Below are 25656 nucleotides of genomic sequence, written 5' to 3' on the forward strand. Positions count from 1 at the left end.
AAAATAATAAAATGATGAAAATTAGATCAATTATATTAATAACCTTTCTAGTTGTAGTTACAGCTTGTACGGGAGATTTTGAAGAAATCAACACCCATCCCAATCAATTGGAGCAAATAACGGCCGCAAGTCCATTGAACCCAACAATATATGCCTTGGCAAACGAAAACGCACACGAAGCACGGGATAAAACCTTTGGCTTGATGCAGGTGTTTTATGGAGCAGACCAAACTACAGACCAACCGTTTCTGTACGATTTACGTCAAGATGTGGGAGCGGGCTTCTGGAACGAATATTACCGATGGCTCCCCAACATCATGGAAATGGAACAGGCTGCCATTGCCGAAGAAAAGGTAAACTACCAAGCCATTGCGCTAACATTAAAGGCCTATGCGTTTTCCATGCTTACCGATGTTTTTGGAAATGTGCCAATGGTTGAAGCTTTAAAAGGCGAAGAAGATATTTTCTTTCCGGAATATACCTCGCAGGAAGAAATTTATAAAATCATTTTAGAAGATCTGGAAAAGGCAAACAATCTCTACGATGCTTCCGTGGGAATGGTCTATACCGATGACATTCTCTTTTTCAACGATGTCTCCAAATGGCAAAAGTTTACCAATTCCCTTCATTTAAGGTTATTGTTAAGGGTGTCTAACAGGCCGGAAATGAATTCGTTCCAGAAAATGACAAGCATCATCAATAACCCATCTAAATATCCTATATTTACTTCAAATGAAGATGCAGCAGTATTGCAGGTAACAGGCGTTGCACCCAATCTTTCCCCTTGGGACAGGGCTTCAGATTTTAACGTGTTTAGGTATTATTGCGAGTTTTTTATGAACAACCTGAACAATTTTAACGACCCCAGACGACAAATTTATGCAACTGTGGCAAGAGGCCTGAACGATGAAGATTACGGGTACATAGGTCAACCAATAGATCAACGCAACAACCCATTGCCAGATAGTATAGCAACACCATCGGGCGTAAGCAACAAACAAGTAGTCGCACCAATGATTATACCAATGCTTACCTATGGCGAAGTAGAATTTATAAAGGCAGAACTGGCACAGCGCGGTTATTTAAACAATGCCGAACTGCATTACCAAAACGGGACCAAGGCCGCTATTGAATTATGGGGGGCAGAAGTACCGGAAGACTATTTTGAGAACGAATTTACGGCATACAACGGAACTTTAGAGCGTATTATGCTTCAAAAATACTATGCCCTATATTTTACCGATTATCAATCGTGGTTTGAATATAGAAGGACTGGTTTCCCGGTATTGCCCAAATCTCCCGATATGCTTAATAATGGAGAAATGCCAACACGTTTTTACTATCCAATATCGGCGGGGACAATGAACAGCGAAAATTACCAAAAGGCCGTAGAAGCCATGGGAGGCGATGAAATAAGCATAAAAGTTTGGTGGGACACAGAAAATTAACCTAAAAAGAATATAAACATGCAAAACAAAACATTATGTACGCTCGGCTGTATGCTTTTCCTGGCCGGATATTCCTTTGCCCAGGATACCGTAAAAGGCTATGTATACAACGATGCCAACAAGAACGGAAAAAAAGACCGTAAAGAAAAAGGCCTCGAAGGGGTTTCCGTAACCAATGGGGTAGAAGTAGTGGTAACCAATGACAACGGTAAATACGAGCTTCCTATAAGCAACGATGCCATTATTTCGGTAATAAAACCATCGGGATATGCAATCAATACAAATAAAGACAACCTATCGCAGTTCTTTTACATTCATAAACCCAACGGTTCCCCAAAATTTAAGTTCGAGGGCGTGTCCCCAACGGGAAAATTGCCCAGATCGGTAGATTTTGGTTTAATGCCTTCCGAAGAAAACAAAGCGTTTACCTCGCTTATATTTGGAGACCCGCAACCATATACGCTCGAAGAAGTAGATTTCTTTGCACGTGGTATCGTAGACGAATTAAAAGGTGTTAAAGATGTAGCATTTGGTTTGAGCATGGGCGACCTGGTAGGGAACGACCTCTCGCTTTTCAACCCATACATCAAGGCCGTGAAAGATGTAGGCGTTCCTTGGTACAACCTTCTGGGTAACCACGACCTTAATTTCGATGCCGAAGAAGACCATCTGGCAGACGAAACTTATGAGGCGCATTTTGGCCCCGCTAATTATGCATTTAACTATGGAAAGGTTCACTTTATAGTCCTGGACGATATTTTGTACCCCGATCCGCGTGACGGGAAAAGTTACTGGGGCGGTTTTTGTGACGATCAACTTCAATTTGTTGAAAACGACCTAAAGTTCGTGCCTAAAGACCATTTAATAGTATTGGCATTCCACATCCCGCTTAGCGAACCCGAAGGCGATCCCTTCAAGGACGACAGCCGCGAGCGTTTGTTCGACCTTTTAAAAGAATATCCAAACACCCTGTCGCTGTCGGCACACACCCACATACAACGTCAGGATTTTCTAGGGAAAGAGCAGGGGTGGAAGCAGGATAAACCACACCATCATTACAATGTGGGTACAACCTCGGGCGATTGGTATTCTGGAAAGTTAAACAAACAGGGTATCCCTATTTCCGTAATGCGCGATGGAACTCCAAAAGGTTATGCATACATACACTTCAACGGAAACCAATACAACGTTAAGTACAAAGTGGCCGGTAAGCCCGAAGACTACCAGATGAAAATCTTTGCCCCCAAGGTTGTAGCCAAAGGAAGGAACACCAAAGCAGGTATTTATGCCAACTTTTTTATAGGAAGTGAAAACGACGAAGTAGTATATAGAATAGATAAAGGCGATTGGAAACCAATGGAATACGTTCAGGAACAGGATCCATCATATGAAGCATTGGTTTTTGAGTGGGACCTTACCGATACATTAATGCCCGGCAGGCGTTCTTCCAACCCTATAGACTGCAAACATTTGTGGAGGGGAAAAATCAATACCAAACTAGAAGTAGGAGAACACCAAATAGAAATTAAAGCTACCGATATGTACGGTAATACCTATACCGGAACCAGTTCTTACAAAATAGACACCCAACCGGATGCCCAAACGCAGACCAAGTAAGTGTTTATAATCAATTGTTTTCATTAAATTGATTTAATTCCAGCAAACCCCGGTAATTTTACCGGGGTTTTGTCTATTTCATAGCTTTCTATTTGCATTAAGTTTACTTTAACTTAACCCCAATAGAAAAGACTTTTATTTATTTTGATGGCAATGAATACACATTCCAAAGAAACCATTGCCCAACTCGTAAACCGCATAAAACGCGACGATGAAAAAGCCTTTCAGCAACTCTTTAACCGGTATTGGGAGCCGCTGTTTGTCATGGCAAGGGCTATTATAGACAACGAAGCCCATGCAAAAGATCTGGTGCAGGACGTGTGGCTGGATTTTTGGGAGCGGCGCCATAAAATAGAAAACAACAATATAGAAGCTTATTTAAAACAGGCCACAAAATTTAGGGTCTTTAAAGAACTAAAAAAACTGCCGTTAACCAATGCGCACAAAGAATACTTGTTGCATGTCCATGCAGAAACAGAAACCGACCACCAATTAATATTCGACCAGACCAACAACATAGTAACAAACTCCATCCAGGAACTACCCGATAGGTGCCGGGAAATATTTATACTCAGTCGGGAAGAAAACCTTACCAACGCCGAAATAGCCCACCAGCTTAACATCTCCAAACGAACAGTAGAAACACATATCTCCCACGCCCTAAAAAACCTTAGGCTACGGCTCACCTCTTTTCTTTTTAGCCTTTTGTTTTAATGTTTTCTGGGGTTAAGGTTTTTGGAACCTTGTTCGTTGGGCGTTGATTGTTGCTCATTGGTTTTTTTCGTTGTGACTTTAAACTTTAAACCAGAATGAAACCGGAACTATAAACTCTCAACCCTCAACTCCCAACAACATAGCATCGTAACAACATAACAGTATAACAACAACCAACCTATTCCCCGTTCATCATAGAGGCTTTGCCTTGTAATTGTGCGGCGGCATCTACGGTAAAAGTTCCTTGCGTTACTACTTCTTCACCATTTTGCAAGCCATTTATAACAGTGTAATATTCTCCATTTTTGGAGCCTATTTCAATACGCCTCATTTCAAAAGTAGGAGTTCCGGCAGTATCTTTTACATATACAACAGAGCGTATACCTGTCCACATAACGGCACTTGCAGGAATACTTATTTCCGTATTACTTTCTGTACCTACATTTTGTAGGGTAGCCTGTACAAACATACCGGGTTTTAGGGCACTGTCTTGGTTTTTTAATACAGCATGTACTTCTACGGTCCTTGTTTCGGTATTAAGTATGGGGTCTATGTAGTTAATGGTGGCATTAATTGTTTTACCGGGATATGCATTGGTGGTAATTTGTATTTTCTGACCTTTTTTTATGTTGGGGATTTGTTTTTCGTAGGCATCAAAAACAGCCCAAACCGAGTTGAGGTTAGCGGTAGTGAATATGGCTTTACCATCCATAATGTGCGAACCTTCAGTGGCTTCCAGATTTGTTACAACTCCCGATATGTGCGAATAAATGGTAAAACGGTTTTTAACCTTTCCCGAGCTCACTATCTCGTTAATCTCCTTTTCGGGAATCATCCAGTTTTTAAATTTATTTCTCACGGCGGTATAAAGTCCGGGCTGGCTTTCCTTCATTTTATAAGCGGTAAGGAGCTCTTGCTGGGCGCTTACAAGCTCTGGCGAATACACAACTGCAATGGCTTGCCCTTTATTAACAGTTTCCCCAACCGATTTTACGTACAGCTTTTCAATTCTTCCATTAAAATGTGCCGGTTGTGTAAAGGTTTCATCTTCATTGGGTTGAATTTTACCTGAAAGAGAAATGGTATTTGCTTTGGCCGTAGTATTTCCAACAATGGTAGTTTGAATATTGGCCAGGGCCATGGCATTTTTGGTCATGCTAAACCGATTTGTATTAACAGAATCTTTATCTTGATGTCCTGCCGGGATTAGATCCATGCCACAAATAGGGCAATCGCCGGGTTCGGGCCGCATAATCTGCGGATGCATGGAGCAGGTCCACATTTGTTCGTTTTTAGAATGCAGGTGTTCTTCCTTTTTTTCAACGGCATTAGTTCCGCTAAATAAAACATAGCCCAATAATAAGCCCGCTATGGCGGCAATGATGATATAAATTGTATTTTTTTTCATGTTTTGTATATAATTAAATAGGAAGAATGTTGCTATTTGCTTTCAAGGCGTTTAATCATTGCCTTCATTTCTTCAATCTCTCTTTTTTGAGCTTTAATGATATCTTCTGCCAATTGTTTTACTTCCGGATCTTTAATGTCTGCGCGTTCACTGGTTAAAATTGCAATGGAATGGTGGGGTATCATGGCTTTCATCCATAAAATGTCTCCAATAATGGGCTTCTGGGTTCTTACCAAAAATAATGCTGTTAAAAAAAGTACAACGCTCCCCAATACAATACTAATGTTCTTCCGGTTGTTTTTATACATTTTAAGCATAAACAAGAGCATGATAATTGCCATTGTTGAAATTCCCAAACAGGCCATATAGAAACGCGTAAGGCTAAAATAAACATGGTCTATTGCATAACTGTTTAGGTACATGGTTATGTACATGGCTATAAACGAAAAGCCCAACATTAAAAAGAACTTTGTATAATTCCCTGTCATTTTTTTCTTTGTTTGCATATTTCTATTCTTTTTTATTGTTCATAAATATGTTTATTCAACGGCTACTGTTCTTAACCGCAATGCATTGGCAATTACAGACACCGAGCTAAAACTCATGGCCAAGGCGGCAATCATGGGCGAGAGCAGCAAACCAAACACCGGGAACAACACGCCTGCCGCAACGGGAATGCCCAGTGTATTGTAAATAAGGGCAAAAAATAGGTTTTGTTTAATGTTTTTCATCACCTTTTCGCTTAATGTGCGGGCTTTTACAATACCGTGCATGTCGCCTTTTACCAAAGTTATGGCAGCACTCTCTATGGCCACATCGGTTCCGGTTCCCATGGCTATGCCCACATTACTTTTTGCCAAGGCCGGGGCATCGTTAATGCCATCTCCTGCCATGGCTACTGTTTTTCCTTCATTTTGTAGCCTTTCTACTTCGTTAAGCTTGTCTTCTGGAAGCATTTGCGCCTTAAATCCATCAATTCCCAATTCGTTGGCAATAGCTTTGGCGGTATTTTCGTTGTCTCCGGTAAGCATGATTACCTCAATTCCCTTTTTATGTAATTGCTGAATGGCTTTTTTACTGCTTTCTTTTATTTTATCTGAAATGACCACAAAAGCAACCACATTATCATCAACAGCCAAATAAGAAATAGTTTTTCCCTGTGCTTGATAATCTGAAGCTTCTTTTTGAATGCTTTCTGAAAAATTAACCGATGCATTTTCAAAAAGCTTTTGGTTGCCCAGTTTAACCTTTTTACCGTTTACCGTTCCTTCAACCCCTTTTCCGGTGACGGAATTAAAATCTTTTGTACTTTCGGGTTTTATGCCTTTTTCCTTTCCGTAGGTTACAGTGGCATTGGCCAAAGGATGCTCGCTGTTACTATTAATGGATACCAGGTATTTTAATGCTTCTTCTTCAGGAATATCTTTTTCTGTAACCACTACTTTTTCAACGGTGGGTTTTCCTTCGGTAAGCGTTCCTGTTTTATCAACAATAAGGGTAGTAACCTTTAACATGGTTTCCAGGGCTTCGGCATTTTTAATAAGTACGCCCGATTTAGCTCCTTTTCCCACACCTACCATAACCGACATGGGCGTGGCCAGGCCCAAGGCACATGGACATGCAATAATAAGCACGGCTATGGCATTTACCAGTGCATAAACATAGGCAGGCGAGGGCCCCCAAATGGCCCATACGATAAAAGTAACAAGGGAAATAAGCACAACAATAGGTACAAAATAAGCCGAAACCTTATCGGCCAGTTTTTGTATGGGCGCTTTGCTGCGGCTGGCATTGTTTACCATGGTAACGATTTGCGAGAGCAATGTATCGCTTCCCACTTTTTCGGCTTCCATTAAAAAGGATTGGTTGCCGTTTATGGTTCCGCTGTTTACCGTGTCGCCTTTTTGCTTTTCTACCGGAACGGGCTCTCCCGTTATCATGGATTCGTCTATGGAGCTTTCTCCTTCCGTAACTTTTCCGTCAACGGGAATTTTATCGCCCGGTTTCACACGTAGAATGTCGCCGATGTTAATTTTTTCAATGGCAATTTCTTCCTCATTTCCATCAACTACACGAATGGCTTTGTTGGGTGCCAATTTTAGCAGCTCTTTTACGGCCGAGTTTGTTTTGCTGTGTGCACGGGCTTCCAACAATTGCCCGAATAGCACCAAAGTAAGAATAACGGTAGCCGATTCGAAATAAACATGCACGGTACCGCTTTCGGTTTTAAACTGATCGGGAAAAATATTGGGGAACAACATGCCCACAACACTAAAAATCCACGCAATGCCTGCACCAATGCCAATAAGGGTAAACATATTGAGGTTCCATGTTTTTATGGATTTATAGGCACGCTCAAAGAACATCCATGTGGCATAGAAAACTACCGGAATGGAAAGGCTAAATTGTATCCAGTTCCAGTATTTTAGGTCGGCTATTCCATACAGCGGATTGTTGTGCAGCATCTCGGACATGGCAATTAAAAAAATGGGAAGGGTAAAGGCCAGTGCTATCCAAAATTTCCTTTTTAAGGCCCGGTAATTTTTTTCTTCGGCAGAAACATCGGGGGCCTTTGGTACGAGCTCCATACCACAAATGGGGCAATCGCCGGGTTCGTCTTTTTCAACTTCCGGATGCATTGGACAAGTGTAAACGGTTTCTTTAGAGCTCGAAATGCTTTGCTCTTCTACTAAATCCATCCCACAAACGGGGCAATCGCCCGGCTCGTTGTATGTTTTATCGCCTTCGCAGTGCATGGGGCAATAAAACACCCCTGTACCTTGCTTTTTTCTTTTTTCTTTTGATGTTTTTTCTGAATGATTGCCACAACACGAAGCTGTATGCGCTTCTTCTTTTGGATAAAAGCTATAATGCCCGCCGTCTTTTTTTAAGGCTTCTTGCAACGTCTCAATTGGTACGTGCTCGTTCATTTCAATGGTCGCCGAGGCTTTTTCAAGGTCAACGGTAACTTTAGAAACGTTTTTTACTTCACCTAAAACCTTTTCTACATGGTTTTTGCAACCTTGGCAACTCATTCCCTGTACGCTATATGTATGTTTCATCTTTATCTGTTTATAAACAAAATTACCTTTTCATTGCGTTGGCGCTTTTTGGAATTATGGGCAATTTTTATAGTATTTGGTCCAAAGGTTTCCTGTTCCAGTTTTTTAGGTCTTTGTACGTACTCATCGACATTCCTGTAATAGCTTTGAATTGTTGGGCTAAGTGACTGCTGTTTTTGTAGTTGAGCTGATAAGCAATTTCCGAGAAATTTAACCTTCCGAGTTGAATGAGCTCTTTTACTTTTTCAATTTTTATGTTGATAAAATACTTTTCGATGGTAATACCTTGGTGTTTGCTGAATACCTTGCTCAGTACCGAATAATCTTTGTGGAATTTGTTTGATAAAAAGGAAGATAAAGCTATATTTTTTGGTTCGTTTGCCAACTGAAGCAGTTGAGCCTTGATGTTTTCAACAAGTAGGTCGGTATTGTCCTTCACCATTTCAAAACCATTTTTGGTAATAATATTTTCAATGGTTTGCATGTCGGTTCCTCGGGCAGCTTGAATATCAATTTCCCCCAGTTCAATTGCGTTAATGCTCATGCCCGATGCTTCCAGTTCCTGTTTTAGAATTGTTTTACAACGTTCACATACCATATTTTTAACCAGTATCTTCATCTTCCTTTTTTTTATTTTATAAAGGATTACTTTAAAACTTCCTTTACCGAGCCGCAGGTATCCATTTTACCTTCAAAATAAGGATTTTCAATAGTTTCTGAAGTAGAAAACCAATACCCCCCTTCGTTGTTTAAGGCCATGGGGCAGAACTGTTTGTATAAAGCCCCTTCAGAAATATTGGATTCAAAAATAGGCTGAATGGCCTCTGTAAGTTTGGAGAATGAAACTTTTTGTTTTTCAATGTCGTCTTCGGTAGCAATTTCTTTGCTAAGGTTGGAGACGTCCATATAGTTGTTGCTAATGGTTTCCGATAGCTTTTTACCCCCAATTTTGGCGGCGTCTACATTGCCTTTGGTAAGGGCTGTTTTTATTTCCTGGTAATGCAAAAATGCTTTTTCCGTAAGGTCGTTTTTAAACGCCAGTGCTTTCCCGTTTGCTGCACTTTCATTGTTCTGGTTTTTACAGCCTACAGCAATAAACCCAATAAGGGCAATGGCGATAATCGATAATTTAAAACTTGCTTTTTTCATGATATTATAAATTTAAGAGTTATTATTTATTTGTAAGGTAATTAATGGTTGCACTTTGTACGTAATAGTTTTTTTCGGCTTCTATTTTATTGAGCTGAAAATTTAATTGAAGCTCCAAAATATCGAGCAGGTCGTTAAAGTTCATGGTTTCGGTTTCGTAGTTTTTTATCAATATTTCTTCTGCATTTTTTGCCTGATTTAAGTTTTTTATTTGTGTTTCATGGCTAATTCTGGCTGCTTTTCTCTTTTTGAGGGCAATTTCCAAATACGATTCAAGCTCGTTGGTCTTGGTATTTTTTTCTGCTAACAACTGTTCTTGCTGTAATTTATTTTGAATGGTTTTTGAACGGATGCTTTTATTGAAAATGGGAATGGATACCGACACCATGGGCATTACAATATCCTTACCGTTGTCGGGCATGTCCATATCGGTTCTTTCGGCAACGTTGATATAATCCAGACCGACCCCCAGATTTGGTCCGCTACTTTTTTGGTTCAGCAATTCAGCTTCTGTTACAGATGCATACATGGCATCATATTTTAATAATTCCGGATGCACATAGAGGCTGTCAATATTAATTTCTTCCGCTTCCGTTGGGATAAGCAACTTCTCAACAATGGTTATTTGATGCTCTTTGGGCTGGTTTAATAGCGAATTAAAACGACTTTGTTCGCCCAAAAAGTCCTGCTCAAATATTTTTTGCTGTTCTTCCAGCTCGTTTTCGCGTATTTGTAGTTGCAATACTTTTACAGCCGATGTTTTTCCAACTTCAACCCCCGTTAAGGCTATTTGTTTATAATGTTTTAACAGTTCTATTTGCTCTTGTAAAACGGTTTGCTTGGTCTTCAAGGCGTACAAATTGTAATACGATTGCGCAACGGAAAGACTTAATTTACGTTTGGCCACGGCAATATCTGCATAAACCGATTCGGCGAGCGAATTTGCGTAATTTTCCCTGGCCGTAATGGTACCAAACCAAGGCAACATTTGCTTGGTAGAGAGTTTAAACCGCTGCGGTCCTGTTCGGGTTTCGGGTTCGCTTACAAAATAGCCCGCGCCAAACTCGGTATTGGACAACGTAGCCGATTCATTGGTTTTTTCTTCGGCAATGTTGTATTTAAGATTATAAGCCTTTATTTGCGGGTTATTGTTAAGCGCTATATCGATATAATCGTTTAGGGTTTGCGCATTCACTAGAAACCCGACCATGATAAAAATAAAACTTGTTATTAAATTTTTCATTTGTTTTCTAATTACTTGTACCTACAAGATTCTTATAATCAATTAACTCCTTCCCTTTGGGGGATTTTAACTTCTTTTGTCCATGCATACAGCACCGGAACCACAAAAAGGGTAATCAAGGCAATGAGCATTCCGCCAAAACTGGGAATGGCCATTGGGATCATAATATCGCTTCCGCGCCCGGACGATGTTAATACCGGAAGCAATGCCAATAATGTGGTTGCAGTGGTCATTAGGCACGGGCGGATACGTTTGGCACCTGCTTCTATTACCGATGCTCTAATGTCTTTAATATTTTCGGGGGTATTTTTCTCGAATGTTTGCTTTAAATAGGTGGCCATGACCACGCCATCGTCGGTAGCGATACCAAACAAGGCTATAAACCCGACCCAAACGGCAACGCTCAGGTCAATGGTATGCATATGAAAAAGTTCCCGAATGTTTTTCCCGAAGAAGCCAAAGTTCATAAACCAATCTTGACCATAAAGCCATATCAATATAAAACCTCCGGCAAAAGCTACTGCAATGCCCGAAAAGACAATAAACGAAGTGCTTACGGAACGGAATTGAAAATAGAGAATAAGGAAAATGATAAGCAATGCCAACGGAACGACAAACGACAAGGTTTTTTCGGCACGGATTTGGTTTTCGTATGTTCCCGTAAACTCGTAACTAATGCCTTGCGGAATTTTAAGGTCGCCCGACGCTATATGCTGTTTAATTGCTTTCTGGGCATTTTCAACAACATTTACTTCGGCAAAACCATCCAATTTATCAAATAAAACGTAACCCACTAAAAAAGTATCTTCGCTTTTAATTACTTGTGGCCCTTTTTCGTAGCGTATAGTGGCCAGCTCTTTAAGCGGAACGGGGTTTCCGTTTTCAATGGGGACGTAAATATTTTCGAATGTTGACGGCCCGTCGCGTAGTTCCCGTGGGTAACGCACCCGAATGTTGTAGCGCTCGCGGCCTTCAATAGTTTTAGTAAGCACTTTTCCACCAATGGCAACCTGAAGGATTTCCTGTACATCTTCAATGGAAATTCCGTATTGCGCAAGTCGATTTCGGTCAATGTCGATCAGCAAATACGGTTTCCCGATAATCCGGTCGGCAAAAACGGCTTCCTGTTTTACACCTTCTGTACTTTTAAGGATGTTTTCCAACTCCAACCCAAAACGTTCAATGGTTTTTAGGTTGTTTCCTTTTACCTTAATGCCCATGGGCGCACGCATTCCCGTTTGAAGCATGACTAGCCGTGTTTCAATGGGCTGTAGTTTTGGTGCAGAAGTTACGCCGGGAATTTTGGTGGCATTGACAATTTCGTCCCAAATATCGTTGGACGATTGTATGTGTGGACGCCAATTACGGAAGTATTCCCCGTCTTCATCAGGAATTAATTCTTCTGAAGAAATTTTTTGTAATTGCCCATTTGTTTTTCCATCGGCAATCGTTTTTCCGTTTTTTAGAACAAACAGCTCATCTTCATTCACCTTAAAACGTTGGCGTTTACCATTTTTATCCTCTATATATTCCGGTTTGTACTGAATAATGTTTTCATACATGGAAAGCGGGGCAGGGTCGAGTGCCGAATTGGTCCTTCCAGCTTTCCCCACCACCGTTTCAATTTCTGGTATATGGGCTACCGCCATGTCAAGTTGCTGTAAAACTTTTTTGTTTTCTTCAACCCCGGCATGCGGTAGGGAAGTAGGCATGAGCAAAAAAGTACCTTCGTTAAGCGATGGCATAAACTCTTTTCCAGTATTCAGCATAATTGAAATCCCTAACACAACAATAGTCAATGGAATGGACAAAAAGGCTAATTTATTTGCCAATGCCCATTGCAAAATACGGGTATAATAACGGCTGAAAATTATAAAAATGCCTAGCAGACCAAAGCAGATAAGGGCCACAAACAAGAAATTAAAGATTAAATTTTTGTCAACTCCCAAGGGTCGCCAATATGCTGTTAACAAGGCAGTAATGGTTAATACGGTAATAATAACCATTAATTTATTTGCCAACTGTGCTGTTATTTTATTGCGCTTTTTAAAAATGTTGACCAGGGCGAATGCAATAAGTGCCAAGCCCAACCAAAAACCATAAATAATTGACGTAATGCCAATGACAATTAATAGTGTGTTGCCAATAAATGTCAATGACGATTTCCATTGTTTTTTTCTGAAAATAAAGGCTGCAAACGGTGGAATGAGGAACAATGCTACCAAAATGGAAGCGGTGAGCGCCATGGTTTTGGTGAAGGCCAACGGGCGGAATAATTTACCTTCGGCCCCAATCATGGTAAATACGGGCACAAAACTAATAATGGTTGTCAAAACCGCCGTGAGAATGGCCCCCGAAACTTCGGAAGTGGCATTGTAAACAACTGTATTTATGGGTGTTTTATCATCAGAAATATCTAAATGGCGAATAATATTTTCTGAAAGGATTACGCCCACATCAACCATTGTCCCGATGGCAATTGCAATTCCGGAGAGCGCTACAATATTGGCATCTACGTTAAAAACTTTCATTGCAATGAAAACCATGAGCACGGCAATGGGAAGCAAGCCCGAAATAAGGATGGAAGCCCTTAAATTAAAGACCATTACCACAATAACCAAAATGGTGACTAAAATTTCTAAAGTTAGCGCTTCGTCGAGCGTGTGCAATGTTTCGTTGATAAGTTGTGTGCGGTCGTAAAAAGGAACGATGGTTAGTTTGGAGGTGCGTCCGTCCATTAATTTTTTTGAAGGCATCCCGTTGCTTATGGCAGCTATTTTGGCTTTTACGTTGTTAATGACCTCCAATGGATTGGCTCCATAACGGGCCACCACAACGCCACCAACAACTTCGGCACCTTCTTTATCGAGAATGCCCCTGCGCGCTTCAGGGCCAAGGGAAACATTTGCCACATCCTTTACACGAATGGGCGTGTAGTTTTTTGAAGCAACAACGGCGTTTTCGATATCGCTGGCTGATTTTACATAACCAAGTCCGCGCACCAAATATTCGGCTTTATTGATTTCCAATGTTTGTGCACCAATTTCGCGGTTGCTGTTTTTAACGGCCTTGACTATTTGAGAAAGGTCGATATTGTATTGACTCATCAGTTCGGGGTTTACATCCACTTGGTATTCTTGTACGAAACCACCAATGGAAGCCACCTCGGAAACTCCTCCGGCAGAAGCCAAGCCGTATTTTACATAGAAATTCTGAATACTTCTCAGCTCGTTCAAATCCCATCCCCCGGTTACGTTTCCTTTTTTATCCCTGCCTTCTAATGTATACCAGAATATTTGTCCAAGCCCTGTGGCGTCGGGGCCTAAAGCGGGATTAACTCCTTCGGGGAGTAAATTGGCGGGGAGGGAATTGAGTTTTTCTAAAATCCGACTCCGGCTCCAATAGAATTCCACATCTTCTTCAAAAATGATGTAAATATTTGAAAGCCCGAACATGGAAGAACTCCGTATGGTTTTTACGCCCGGAATACCCAAAAGGGCAGAGGTAAGCGGATATGTAATTTGATCTTCAATGTCTTGAGGCGAACGCCCGTCCCAAGCAGTGGAAACAATTTGTTGATTTTCGCCAATATCGGGAATGGCATCTACGGCCACTGGATTGTTTGGCAAAAATCCGGTATTCCAATTAAAGGGCGCATTTATAATTCCCCATCCTGTAAAAAGAATGAGCAACAGTAAGGCCACTAATTTGTTTTCGATTAAAAACTTGATGCTTTTGTTGAGCATAATCTTGCATATTGAATACAGTTAAATAATAGATTGAACGTTGCTAAACCGCAACATAACCGATTCATTCCGTGTTGAAATTTCTTTCAATACAGATTGATTAAAACTGTTTCAATATCAAATAAGAAAAGTCTCGTTCTCCAAGTGTATTTCCGAGACGAGAAGGGGTGGGGCATAATCTTTAAACGGGATAATGTTTTCTTCCAAACCTTCAAAAAGATTTATAGAAGAAAAAACATACGATACCAAGATAACTTGTTGGTGGAAGGTAAGTTTATCAAAAGAAGATACTTTTAATTCCTTTTGCCCTTCAACCACCAAATGTTCATCGGTACAACAGTGGCTTTTAGTAAGTGTATTGCTGGAAGAAGCATCGTTTTGCATGTCCATACCACAGTTTTTGGCGGGTTTCAATAAAGCTACATCTACCAATTCATTTCCGCAATAGTGCATATCTACGGTAAAAGACATGGTAGAAAACAGCACGACAAGTGCCATTAAACAAGTTGCTATATTTTGCAAAACGGTTTTCATTCCAAATGCAAAAATAATAAAAATTACATATATGATGTTTTTTTAGAGAATAATTAACGAGTTGAGATGTACAAATTTACTATTTTCAAAAGACCAAAATTGAAATTAAAAACTCAAAAATGCAATGGCATTGCATGTTAATTATTGTATTTTTGTTTTGTGAAATGGATTATTTACATACTATCTTTTTATTTTTTGGCACTCAATTTTATGGTCTGTAACGACCGGGTTGAGCCAACTAACAAAACAACGCATGAAATGGTTGCTGCCGATTCCTGTGCAGACCATGCCGATGCAGATTTATGTTCTCCTTTTTGCCAATGTCACTGTTGCCATGTACATATAGTTCAAAATACTTCAGAAAAATATTACTTGTCAACAACGGAGATTTCATCAAAAATAGAATTTCATTATTTACAAGTAGACGATGATTTTCCGATAGATATTTTACAACCCCCCAGAGTATAATTCAAAATACAGATAATAGTTAAATACTTGTTCCTTGAACAGGTATATGCATGTGTTTAATTTTTTTGAATTATATTATGATTAATAAAATCATTTTCTTTTCCATTAAGAACAAACTTATTATAGGTTTGCTCACCGTGGCTATAATTGGCATAGGGTTATGGTCCATGGCAACTATTAATCTGGGGTCGGTCCCGGATATTACCAACAATCAGGTACAGGTTATTACCGTATCGCAAAACCTTGCCACAGAAGATATGGAACAGTTTATTACTTATCCGGTAGAACTGGCCATGTCCAATTTACCCGATGTCAAGGAAATACGCTCTATTTCGCGTTTTGGTCTATCGGTGGTCACAGTTGTTTTTGAAGACAATGTGGGTACCTATTTGCCGCGCCAATTGGTACAAGAAAAACTTAACGAGGTAAGCGCAACCCTGCCCGAATCTTTTGGGAAACCTAGCATGGGCCCCATTACTACCGGTCTGGGAGAAATATATCAATATACGCTGGAGACCGAGCCCGGATATGAAAATAAATATTCGCCTACAGATTTACGTACCATTCAGGATTGGATCGTAAAACGTCAATTGGCACTTACCGAAGGCGTTATTGAGGTAAATGCCTTTGGGGGGCATGTTAAACAATATGAAGTTTCCATAGATTCTGATAGGCTAAATGCCAATGGGGTAACCATTTCTGAAGTATTCGAAGCTTTGGAGCAAAATAACATCAACACAGGAGGTGCCTATATTGAAAAAAACAGGATGGCCAACTTTATTCGTGGCGATGGCTTGATAGCCTCTTTAGACGATATTAAAAATATTGTTATTAAAAACGTTAATGGTGTTCCGGTGCTTGTTAAAGACGTTGCAGAAAATGTAGCGTATGGCAAACAAGTTCGTTACGGGGCTTTTACTCAGGATGGAAAGGAAGCTGTTGGCGGCATGGTGCTCATGTTGCGAGGATCCAACCCCAGTAAAGTAATTACGAACGTCCAGGAACGTATGAAGGAAATACAAAAATCGCTTCCCGAAGGAATCGAGATTAGACCCTTTTTGGACCGGAGCGAGCTTATTGCCCGAACGACCGATACCGTAAAGCAAAACCTCTTGGAAGGAGCGTTGATTGTAATTTTTGCCCTGGTAATTTTGTTGGGAAGCTTCCGTGGCGGGCTTATTACTGCTACTACCATTCCGTTATCGCTTTTGTTCGCTTTTATTTTGATGAAGCAGTTCAACGTATGGGCAAATTTAATGAGCTTGGGCGCCATCGACTTTGGTATTATCGTGGACGGAGCTGTAATTATTATTGAAGGCACCGTTTTTCAGATTCAGCAAAAACTGAAAAAGAATAAAATGTTGATCGGTCAAAAAACAATGGACGAGCTCACTTATACCGCAGGAAGTCAAATGATGAACTCGGCTTTTTTCGGTCAGTTGATTATTTTAATTGTATTCACGCCCATACTTTTTCTTACCGGAGTTGAAGGAAAAATGTTTAAACCAATGGCATATACCTTTGGTTTTGCCATGATTGGTGCCATTGTGCTGTGTTTAACCTATGTTCCCATGATGGCTTCGCTTTTTATGAAACCTTCGCGAAACGAAAACAGCCGTTGGGCAAAAATGGAAATGGCTTTGGAAAGGTTTAGCGACCGTATTTTTGGGCGCATCCAAAAAGTGTACGAGCCAATTTTAACATGGGTGTTGAAACGCAAGATAGCTGTTGTTGGTGTAAGTCTTTTATTGATGTTGATGAGCGGTGTACTATTTTCCCGGATGGGAGGCGAGTTTATCCCCCAACTCGATGAAGGCGATATTGCCATGCAGGCATTGGTACGCCCTGGAAGTGCATTGAGCGAATCTGTAGATGTTTCTCAAAAGATAGAAAAAATACTTTTAGAGAATTTTCCCGAGGTAAAAACCGTGGTGGCCCGTATCGGGGTTGCCGATATTCCCACCGATCCCATGCCCATGGATATAGCCGATATGTACATTATTTTGAACAAGAACAGGGACACATGGACTTCGGCTACGTCCAAGGAAGAACTTATCGAGAAAATGAAAGAAAAACTCTCGGTTCTGGTTGGGGTGAACCTTATTTTTAGCCAACCAGTGGAATTGAGGTTTAACGAACTGGTAACCGGGGTACGCGAAGACATAGCCGTTAAATTGTATGGTGAAGATTTACAGGTGCTTTCTGAAAAAGCCGAAAAAATGGAGGCACTTATAAAAACAATTCCCGGCGTTGGCGATGCAAGTGCCGAACGTATTTCTGGACTGCCACAAATAACCGTACAATACGACAGGAAAAAAATTGCGCAATATGGCCTAAGCATTGAAAAGGTAAACAATTATATAAGCACTGCTTTTGCCGGAGGCGTGGCCGGGAAAGTTTTTGAGGGTGAAAAACGGTTCGATTTGGTGGTCCGTTTGGCCGAAAAACAAAAGCAGGGAATTAAAGACATAGAAAACCTATACATCGATTTACCCAACGGAACACAAATCCACCTTGACGAAGTTGCCAATATAAGTTACCTGCCCGGCCCGATGCAGATTTCCCGGGAAAATACTTTTAGGCGTACCTATGTGGGCGTAAACGTTCGTGGCAGAGATGTAGAATCGGTTGTAAAGGATATTCAGGAAAAACTGGAAAACGAACTCGATTTATCGCCCGGCTATTACGTTACATACGGCGGGGAGTTTGAAAATCTTCAAAGTGCCAAAAACAGATTGTTGATTGTTGTGCCCATTGCACTAACGCTCATTTTTATTTTGCTGTATTTTGCACTTCAATCGTTTAGCCAAACCTTAATGATTTATGCCGCTATCCCTTTGGCGGCCATTGGTGGGGTCTGGGCTTTGTGGTTGCGTGGAATGCCCTTTAGCATTTCTGCGGGAGTAGGGTTTATTGTATTGTTTGGCGTGGCGGTATTAAACGGGCTGGTGTTAATCAACCGTTTTAACGATTTAAAAGCCGAAGGCGAAGATAACATACTCAATATTATAAAAAGAGGCACCAAAGAACGTATCCGGCCTATTTTCCTTACGGCAACCACCGATATTTTTGGTTTTCTGCCAATGGCCTTTTCGGTATCGGCTGGGGCAGAAGTACAACGCCCGTTGGCAACGGTAGTTATTGGCGGGATGATTTCTGCAACCATACTAACGCTTCTTGTTTTACCGGGGCTTTACATGCTTATGGAAGAAAAATCGCTAAAAAATATGTGGAAAAGGAATAAATTAATAAAACCAGCACTGTTCGTGGTTTTATTGGCTGTGGTTTCTGTAGGAAATGCTCAGGAATTACAATCGTTGCCAACAATCAGCATGGAAAAAGCACAGACAATGGCCATTGAAAATTACCCGCAATTAAAGGCTGCCGAATTGCAAGTAAAAAGCGAACAGGCAATGAAAAAAAGTGCTTTCGATTTTGGCAATACACAAGTATTTACGGGCAAGGAAGAAGTCGGTAACAATTCTGATGGAGTTTTTAACAAGATTGGGATACAGCAGAGCAATATAGACCTGTTCGGGATTCCTTCAAAAATGAAACTGCAAAAAGAGAAGGTGCAATTGGCAGAGGCCCAACTTGAGCTCAACAAAGCCCAAATAGAGCGCGAAGCAAGCCTGGCTTGGGCAGATGTGTTGGTTAAAAAGCAAATATTGAGGGTATACAAAGGTCTTGATTCGGTATTCTCTAATATTCAAAATGCCGCCAAGTTACGCTATGAAGTAGAGGCAACCTCAAAATTGGAATTTTTGGCGACCTCCAACCAGTCCAATCAGGTACAATTGGAGTTGAAAAAAGCATATAGGGATTATGTTATTTCGCTTAAACGATTAAATATGTGGTTGGTAAGCGATACGCTGTATACAGTTCCAGACAACGTTCCCGAGTCGCTTAGCATACCATTGCCAAACATGCAGATTTCGTTGGACGCGCATCCCGTAATGGAAGCATCGACCAAGGAAGTAGCAGTTGCATCGGCACAAAAAGGAGTACAGACTTCCGCTTTTTTGCCAAAATTGCAAGGCCAATACACTTGGCAGGAAATTCAGGGAAACTCGGGATTCTATCAATTTCAGGTAGGGTTACAAGTTCCTTTGCTTTCGGGGGCAGTGTACGGGAAAAGGCAACAGGCCGCAATTCAAGAAGATATTGCCCGCCAAAAACTCCTTCAAAATAAACTGGAATTCACTACCCAATACCAAAGTGTGCTACAAGAATACCTAAAATGGCAGGAAACCTGGTTTTATTATAAAGATACCGCATTGCCCTTGGCCAAGGAACAACAAAAGGGAAGCATTGTTTCGTATAAGGAAGGTGCGGCCGATTATGTAAGTTTTCTTCAGAATATACGCGATGCCATTAAAATTGAAGTGGATTCTTGGAACGTTTTTGGAAATTACCTTTCAAGTAAAAGTCAATTGGAGTACTATTTAAAAGATTCAGAATAAAAATAAAGATAAACAGATGAAAAATAATAGATATATAGTAATAGGTGCAGCATTGTTTTTAGCCTTTTTTACGTCATGCGGAAATAAGGAAAAAACCGAAGAAAGCCATCAAGAAGAAGAAGCCTATGAAGCAGGGGAAGGGCATGAAGAAGAAAATGTGCTTGAACTCTCCAAAGAACAAATTGCCCAACTCGGAATTGAGCTTGGAAGCTTGGAAAAACGTCCTATCCCAAAATATGTTGAAGCTAACGGAAAACTGGAAGTACCGCCCCAATATGAGGCAACGGTAACCGCTTCTTTGGGCGTAAACGTGCAACGTATTAATGTAATAGAAGGCGACCAAGTTGAAAAGGGGCAGGTATTGGCTTGGGTTTCTCACCCCAATATTATCAATTTGCAAACGGCATATATAGAAGCATATAACGATATGGTTTTTAAGGAACAGGAATACGATCGGCAAAAGCGGCTGTACGATGCAGGTGTGAGCTCCGGCAAGGAAATACAAAGAAGCCAGGCGGCTTATCAATCGGCACTTGGACTATCAAAAGGGTACGAGTCGCAACTACGCCATTTAAACGTTTCCCCCGATAAAATAAAAAATGGGACCATTGTTGATGCAGTTTCCATTGTAGCACCAATCAAGGGGTATGTAGAAGAGGTTGGTGTAAATTTAGGCCAATATGTAAACCCGCAAGACGAACTATTTTCTATAGTAGATAACGACCATGTGCATGCCGATTTAATGGTTTTTGAAAAAGATGTATTTCAGGTTAAAGAAGGCCAGCCAATTGATTTTACGGTGCAGTCCATTCCCGGAAAACACTTAAAAGGTGAAATACGGTCCATTGGAAAACAATTTGAAACATCACCCAAGGCAGTGCACGTACATGCAGAGATTGAAAACAAAGGAGAAAACCTAATACCGGGAATGTACATAAATGGACGCATACAAACCGGTGAAGAAACAGCCTATGCACTTCCCGAGGCCGCTATTGTAGAAAATGAGAATAAATCCATTATCTTTATGGGTGAAAAGGCCGAAGAAAACGGCAAGGAAATATGGAAGTTCACTCCCGTGGAAGTAGAAACAGGAATATCGTTTGACGGATGGACCGAAATACATTTGGCAGACTCCATACCCGGCGGAACAAAATTTAGCTACAATAGGGCTTTTGACTTGATTGCAGAAATGAAAAAGGGGAGTACCTCTCATAGCCATTAATGATAAAATATGGATACAGCGAATATTGAAAATAAATTAAAAAACAAAAAAATTAGACCAACAGCTATGCGGTTGTTGGTCTATAATTTATTGCAAGAGAAACAGCAGGCCATCTCCCTGACCGATATTGAAACAGCTTTTCTTACCGATGAGTCCCTTTCCATTCCGGTAGACAGGACCACAATATACAGGACCGTAAAGACCTTTGAGAAAAAAGGCGTTGTCCATGGCATTGAAGAAGGGAGCGGGATTGTTAAATATGCATTGTGCGATAATGATTGCGACGATGAGCACCATAGCGATATGCATTTACATTTTTATTGTACCTCATGCCAAAAAACTTTTTGCCTTACCGACCATAAAATACCAAAAGTAGCTCTTCCAAATAATTATAAAGTATTGGATTTAAGCCTTATGGCAAAAGGGATTTGTGAAGATTGTAATAAAGACAATTAATACCTTTTGTTTCCCTTCCGTATACTTTCTTTGTTTTTAATATATGACAAATGTCATGTTATCTAATTAGAAGCCGTTCTAATTTTGGGCTTTTAATAAAATAGATAATGCAAGGAAAAAATTCTTATATTTATGTATCTTTTTACAGAATATCATTTTTTTATGGCAATGTAAGTACATCCCTCCCAAACAAACATATTAAACTTATAAAAAAGGCTAAAATTTTTCCGGGGAGGCCTAAAACGGCGCCTATATGGATATCATAATTAAGCATGGATAAACGGTCGGCAAAACTTGCTTCTTCATAGCGGTCACCCTTAACACGGTATGGTTTTAATGAGTATTGATCAAAATAATATTCGCTTCTATTATAATATGTCTTGGAATCTTGATATACTATAATTTCTATGGCATCATCTTTATCTTCAGGGGTTGGGGACAAATACATTCCCTGCATATTGCTTTCTTGAGAAATTACCATATACCAAGCCCTATTGAGCGCGGAAATACTATCATTAGAATATAAATGAGCTTTAGAAATATCAGAATGTGGGTGACTGTGTTCCAATTTGACTTCCCCACCAGAAGTAATGTAATACAGGGAATTCCCAAACCATTCAAAACTCCATACCAAACCGGTTACTGCCAATATAAAGGAAAAAACAAGAGCATAGAATCCCACAACATTGTGCAAGTCGTAATTAAGGCGTTTAAATTTAGCGTTCCATTTTACCTTAAAACTGTTATTCAAATTAGTTTTGTTCCACTTTTTTGGCCACCACATTATTAATCCGGTAAATAGAAGAATTACAAATATCAATGTACAAATGCCAACAATGGGCCTTCCAATAGTATATGGCAACCATAAAGAACGATGCCCGTCAATAATAAATTGAAAAAAATTAAATTCATTCCCGCCAATAGGCTGTTGCTTTTTTATAAAGGCTCCTGTATATGGATTTAAAAATACTACCGAGAAGTATTGTTTGTCATCTTTAAAATAACTGTAACCAACAGCTGCTGCTCCTTTTTTGCTGCCGTAGGTCAAACCAGTAGGTTTTATGTGCGGCATGTATATGTTGGCAGTATCCAATAATAAGCTTGGGGGCACAAAAGGCTTATTTTGAGCTTTTACGGTCCGCCAAGGTTCCATAGCATTTTTTATTTCCCTTTCAAACACATAAAAACAACCGGTAATACTAACAATAAAAACCACAATACCAGAAATTAGCCCAAGCCAAAGATGTATCTGGTCATTAAATTTTCTAAATAAACTTTTCTTCTTTTTTGCCACGTTGTTTTTAAGTATGAACGAATGAGCAAATATAAACGGAATAGCATAAATTAATGAAAAGAAACATGAAGATATTTTTAGTTTACGAACAAATAAATATATGGTGAAAATTGATTTTTGCAGCTTGATAATTATTCCGTAAATTATACAGGGTTAAAAGAAATAATAATTATTATGCTATAATTTTAATCTATCGAAAACTAACCAACCTATAGAATAGCATTATGTATCTTTATGTGTAAAGTATTATAAATTCTAAAATCTAAATCTTTAAAATGGAAAACAAAACATCCGGGAATAACTTATCCCATGGTTCAAAAAGCGAAGGTAAATGTCCTTTTTTGGGCAGTGCTCCAAAATTTTCTGCCGGTGGAGGAACAGGCAATCAAGATTGGTGGCCCAATAGATTGAAATTGAATGTATTGCGGCAACATTCTCCGCTGTCAAATCCAATGGGAGACGATTTTGATTACGCAAAAGAGTTTGCTAAACTTGACTTCAAGGCCCTAAAGAAAGATTTAAATGATTTAATGACAGACTCCCAAGATTGGTGGCCTGCTGATTTTGGCCATTATGGAGGCTTGTTCATTCGTATGGCATGGCATAGTGCGGGGACTTATAGAATTGGTGACGGCCGAGGAGGCGCAGGCTCTGGGCAACAACGCTATGCCCCGTTAAATAGCTGGCCCGATAATGCCAGTCTTGATAAAGCACGACGGTTGCTTTGGCCAATTAAACAAAAGTACGGTAAAAAGATTTCTTGGGCAGACTTGATGGTGCTGGCCGGAAACGTTGCATTGGAATCAATGGGATTCAAAACTTTTGGTTATGCCGGAGGCCGTATGGATGTGTGGGAACCAGATGAAGATGTATATTGGGGGTCTGAAACAACGTGGCTCGAAGATAAACGTTATTCTGGTGAAAGGGATTTAGAAGACCCGCTTGCGGCCGTGGTTATGGGGTTAATTTATGTAGATCCAGAAGGACCTAATGGAAATGGAGATCCAGTATCGGCAGCAAAAGATATTCGCGAAACATTTAAACGGATGGCAATGAACGATGAAGAAACCGTAGCATTAATTGCTGGAGGGCACTCTTTTGGAAAGACCCACGGTGCTGCAAGCCCTGCCGATTATGTAGGTGCCGAACCGGAAGCGGCCCCTATTGAAGCTCAGGGTTTTGGATGGAAAAACAGTTTTGAGACCGGGGTTGGTGCTCATGCCATTACCGGAGGCCCCGAAGTGACCTGGACAAAAACCCCGACCAAATGGAGCAATAATTTTTTTGAAAACCTTTTTGGTTACGAATGGGAATTAACAAAAAGCCCGGCCGGAGCCAAACAATGGGTTGCCAAGGATGCAGAGGCTATAATACCCGATGCCTTCGACTCAACAAAAAAACACTTGCCTACCATGTTGACTACCGACTTGTCATTACGGTTTGATCCAGAATACGAAAAGATATCCAGACGATTTTATGAAAATCCAGACGAGTTTGCCGATGCTTTTGCCCACGCATGGTATAAATTAACGCACCGAGACATGGGGCCAAAAGCAAGATACCTTGGCCCGGAAGTGCCTACGGAAGAACTTTTATGGCAAGACCCAATTCCCGAAGTTGACCATAAATTGGTAAACGACCTTGACATAGCCGGTTTAAAAACTAAAATACTGGCCACGGGATTAACCGTTCCACAATTGGTGTCTACCGCATGGGCATCGGCTTCTACTTTTCGTGGTTCCGACAAGCGCGGTGGTGCAAACGGTGCGCGTATACGTTTAATGCCTCAAAAAGATTGGGAAGTTAACAATCCATCGCAATTGGCCAAAGTGTTGGGAGAACTCGAGAAAATTCAGAAAGAATTTAATAGCGGTGACAAAAAAATATCTTTGGCCGATCTTATTGTCCTGGCAGGATGCGTAGGAGTGGAGCAGGCTGCCGCAAATGGTGGGCACGATGTTACAGTATCATTTACGCCGGGGCGTATGGATGCATCACAAGAACAGACAGACGTAGAAGCTTTTGAATATTTGGAACCTTATGCAGATGCATTTCGTAATTACCGCAGGACTAAATTTTCAGTATCAACAGAAGAATTGTTGGTAGATAAGGCTCAGCTTTTAACCTTATCAGCTCCGGAAGCTACGGTTTTACTTGCCGGAATGAGGGTTCTCGATACTAATTTCGACCATTCTAAACACGGTGTGTTTACCCAACGTCAGGGAGCATTGACTAACGATTTTTTTGTAAATCTGCTAGATATGGGTACGGTTTGGGAGAAAATTTCGGAAGATAATGAAGAAGTGTTTGAAGGACGTGACCGAAAAACGGGGGAATTAAAATGGACCGCTACACGGGCCGATCTTATTTTTGGTTCTAATTCCGAATTTCGTGCCTTGGCCGAAGTTTATGGAAGTTCGGACGCCGAAAAAGAGTTTGTAAACGATTTTGTAGCTGTTTGGAACAAGGTTATGAACCTTGACCGCTTTGATTTAACAAAGTAATTTATTAAAAAACAATTATGAAAAGGTAGCTGTCTAAAAAGCCCTATTTAAACTTGTTTTGTCAGTCTGAGCTTGTCGAATACTTGTTGACATTCAGCGAATTATGCTTCGACAGGCTCAGCATGACATCAGGGTTTACAGCTTTTTAGACAGCCTCTTTTTTGTGCGTACAGATTATGTAGCTTATTAAAATATTTTCAAAATATTTAATAAACTGATAATCAACAATTGTTTGTCGTGGGGTATAGCATGAGGCATGGTATGAAAAATATAAACCAATGCAAATATTGAATGTTTAATTTTAAAATTAATAAATTTAGCCAGCCAA

Annotated in this window: 17 protein-coding genes; 8 read left to right on the forward strand and 9 right to left on the reverse strand. The window is 40.3% G+C overall.

Going from position 1 to position 25656, the window contains the following annotated elements; genetic code table 11:
- Positions 1 to 14 precede the first annotated feature (14 nt).
- The 3 genes from PSF86_RS05230 (at position 15) to PSF86_RS05240 (ending at position 3779) form a co-directional block, all read left to right on the forward strand.
- Positions 15 to 1448 (forward strand): SusD/RagB family nutrient-binding outer membrane lipoprotein, encoded by a 1434-nt coding sequence (locus PSF86_RS05230; RefSeq protein ID WP_407933315.1) that lies wholly within the window; start codon positions 15 to 17, stop codon positions 1446 to 1448.
- 18 nt (positions 1449 to 1466) lie between these two features.
- Positions 1467 to 3065: a calcineurin-like phosphoesterase family protein gene (locus PSF86_RS05235; protein ID WP_277899005.1), complete on the forward strand. Its 1599-nt coding sequence runs from the start codon at positions 1467 to 1469 to the stop codon at positions 3063 to 3065.
- A 153-nt stretch (positions 3066 to 3218) separates the two neighbouring features.
- A complete protein-coding gene (locus PSF86_RS05240; RefSeq protein WP_277899006.1) occupies positions 3219 to 3779 on the forward strand; it encodes an RNA polymerase sigma-70 factor in 561 nt (186 codons plus the stop codon).
- 178 nt (positions 3780 to 3957) lie between these two features.
- Here the strand turns inward: PSF86_RS05240 and PSF86_RS05245 are convergent, their stop codons facing one another.
- From PSF86_RS05245 to PSF86_RS05280, 8 genes are all read right to left on the reverse strand, one after another.
- Entirely contained in the window at positions 3958 to 5187 is a 1230-nt protein-coding gene (locus PSF86_RS05245; RefSeq protein ID WP_277899007.1) for an efflux RND transporter periplasmic adaptor subunit, read from the reverse strand.
- Between the two features lie 32 nt (positions 5188 to 5219).
- Positions 5220 to 5693, reverse strand: coding sequence for a DUF305 domain-containing protein (locus PSF86_RS05250; protein ID WP_277899008.1), 474 nt, complete (start codon positions 5691 to 5693; stop codon positions 5220 to 5222).
- 33 nt (positions 5694 to 5726) lie between these two features.
- The gene (locus PSF86_RS05255) at positions 5727 to 8249 is read right to left on the reverse strand and encodes a heavy metal translocating P-type ATPase (protein ID WP_277899009.1); all 2523 of its coding nucleotides are present in this window, start codon (positions 8247 to 8249) and stop codon (positions 5727 to 5729) included.
- Between the two features lie 67 nt (positions 8250 to 8316).
- Complete coding sequence (locus PSF86_RS05260) at positions 8317 to 8868, reverse strand: helix-turn-helix domain-containing protein (protein WP_277899010.1); 552 nt, start codon at positions 8866 to 8868, stop codon at positions 8317 to 8319.
- 26 nt (positions 8869 to 8894) lie between these two features.
- The gene (locus PSF86_RS05265; protein ID WP_277899011.1) at positions 8895 to 9398 is read right to left on the reverse strand and encodes a DUF3347 domain-containing protein; all 504 of its coding nucleotides are present in this window, start codon (positions 9396 to 9398) and stop codon (positions 8895 to 8897) included.
- A gap of 22 nt (positions 9399 to 9420) precedes the next feature.
- Positions 9421 to 10641 carry a TolC family protein gene (locus tag PSF86_RS05270; RefSeq protein WP_277899012.1) on the reverse strand — a complete coding sequence of 407 codons (1221 nt, stop codon included), beginning with the start codon at positions 10639 to 10641 and terminating at the stop codon, positions 9421 to 9423.
- A gap of 38 nt (positions 10642 to 10679) precedes the next feature.
- Positions 10680 to 14387, reverse strand: a complete 3708-nt coding sequence (locus PSF86_RS05275; RefSeq protein WP_277899013.1) for an efflux RND transporter permease subunit — start codon at positions 14385 to 14387, stop codon at positions 10680 to 10682.
- 117 nt (positions 14388 to 14504) lie between these two features.
- Positions 14505 to 14921, reverse strand: a complete 417-nt coding sequence (locus PSF86_RS05280; protein WP_277899014.1) for an HYC_CC_PP family protein — start codon at positions 14919 to 14921, stop codon at positions 14505 to 14507.
- A gap of 159 nt (positions 14922 to 15080) precedes the next feature.
- On the opposite strand from PSF86_RS05280, the gene PSF86_RS05285 reads away from it, so the two are divergent.
- From PSF86_RS05285 to PSF86_RS05300, 4 genes are all read left to right on the forward strand, one after another.
- Positions 15081 to 15389 (forward strand): DUF6660 family protein, encoded by a 309-nt coding sequence (locus PSF86_RS05285; protein WP_277899015.1) that lies wholly within the window; start codon positions 15081 to 15083, stop codon positions 15387 to 15389.
- Between the two features lie 77 nt (positions 15390 to 15466).
- Positions 15467 to 19852 carry a CusA/CzcA family heavy metal efflux RND transporter gene (locus tag PSF86_RS05290; RefSeq protein WP_277899016.1) on the forward strand — a complete coding sequence of 1462 codons (4386 nt, stop codon included), beginning with the start codon at positions 15467 to 15469 and terminating at the stop codon, positions 19850 to 19852.
- 16 nt (positions 19853 to 19868) lie between these two features.
- Positions 19869 to 21074 (forward strand): efflux RND transporter periplasmic adaptor subunit, encoded by a 1206-nt coding sequence (locus PSF86_RS05295; protein WP_277899017.1) that lies wholly within the window; start codon positions 19869 to 19871, stop codon positions 21072 to 21074.
- Positions 21075 to 21083: 9 nt separating this feature from the next.
- The gene (locus PSF86_RS05300) at positions 21084 to 21530 is read left to right on the forward strand and encodes a Fur family transcriptional regulator (protein WP_277899018.1); all 447 of its coding nucleotides are present in this window, start codon (positions 21084 to 21086) and stop codon (positions 21528 to 21530) included.
- Positions 21531 to 21690: 160 nt separating this feature from the next.
- On the opposite strand, the gene PSF86_RS05305 is transcribed toward PSF86_RS05300, so the two are convergent.
- The gene (locus PSF86_RS05305) at positions 21691 to 22824 is read right to left on the reverse strand and encodes a PepSY-associated TM helix domain-containing protein (RefSeq protein ID WP_277899019.1); all 1134 of its coding nucleotides are present in this window, start codon (positions 22822 to 22824) and stop codon (positions 21691 to 21693) included.
- Positions 22825 to 23099: 275 nt separating this feature from the next.
- Between PSF86_RS05305 and katG the strand changes: the two genes are divergently transcribed.
- A complete protein-coding gene (gene katG / locus PSF86_RS05310) occupies positions 23100 to 25328 on the forward strand; it encodes a catalase/peroxidase HPI (protein WP_277899020.1) in 2229 nt (742 codons plus the stop codon).
- Positions 25329 to 25656 lie beyond the last annotated feature (328 nt).

Source organism: Galbibacter pacificus (genome assembly GCF_029603165.1).
Taxonomy (GTDB): Bacteria; Bacteroidota; Bacteroidia; order Flavobacteriales; family Flavobacteriaceae; genus Galbibacter; species Galbibacter pacificus.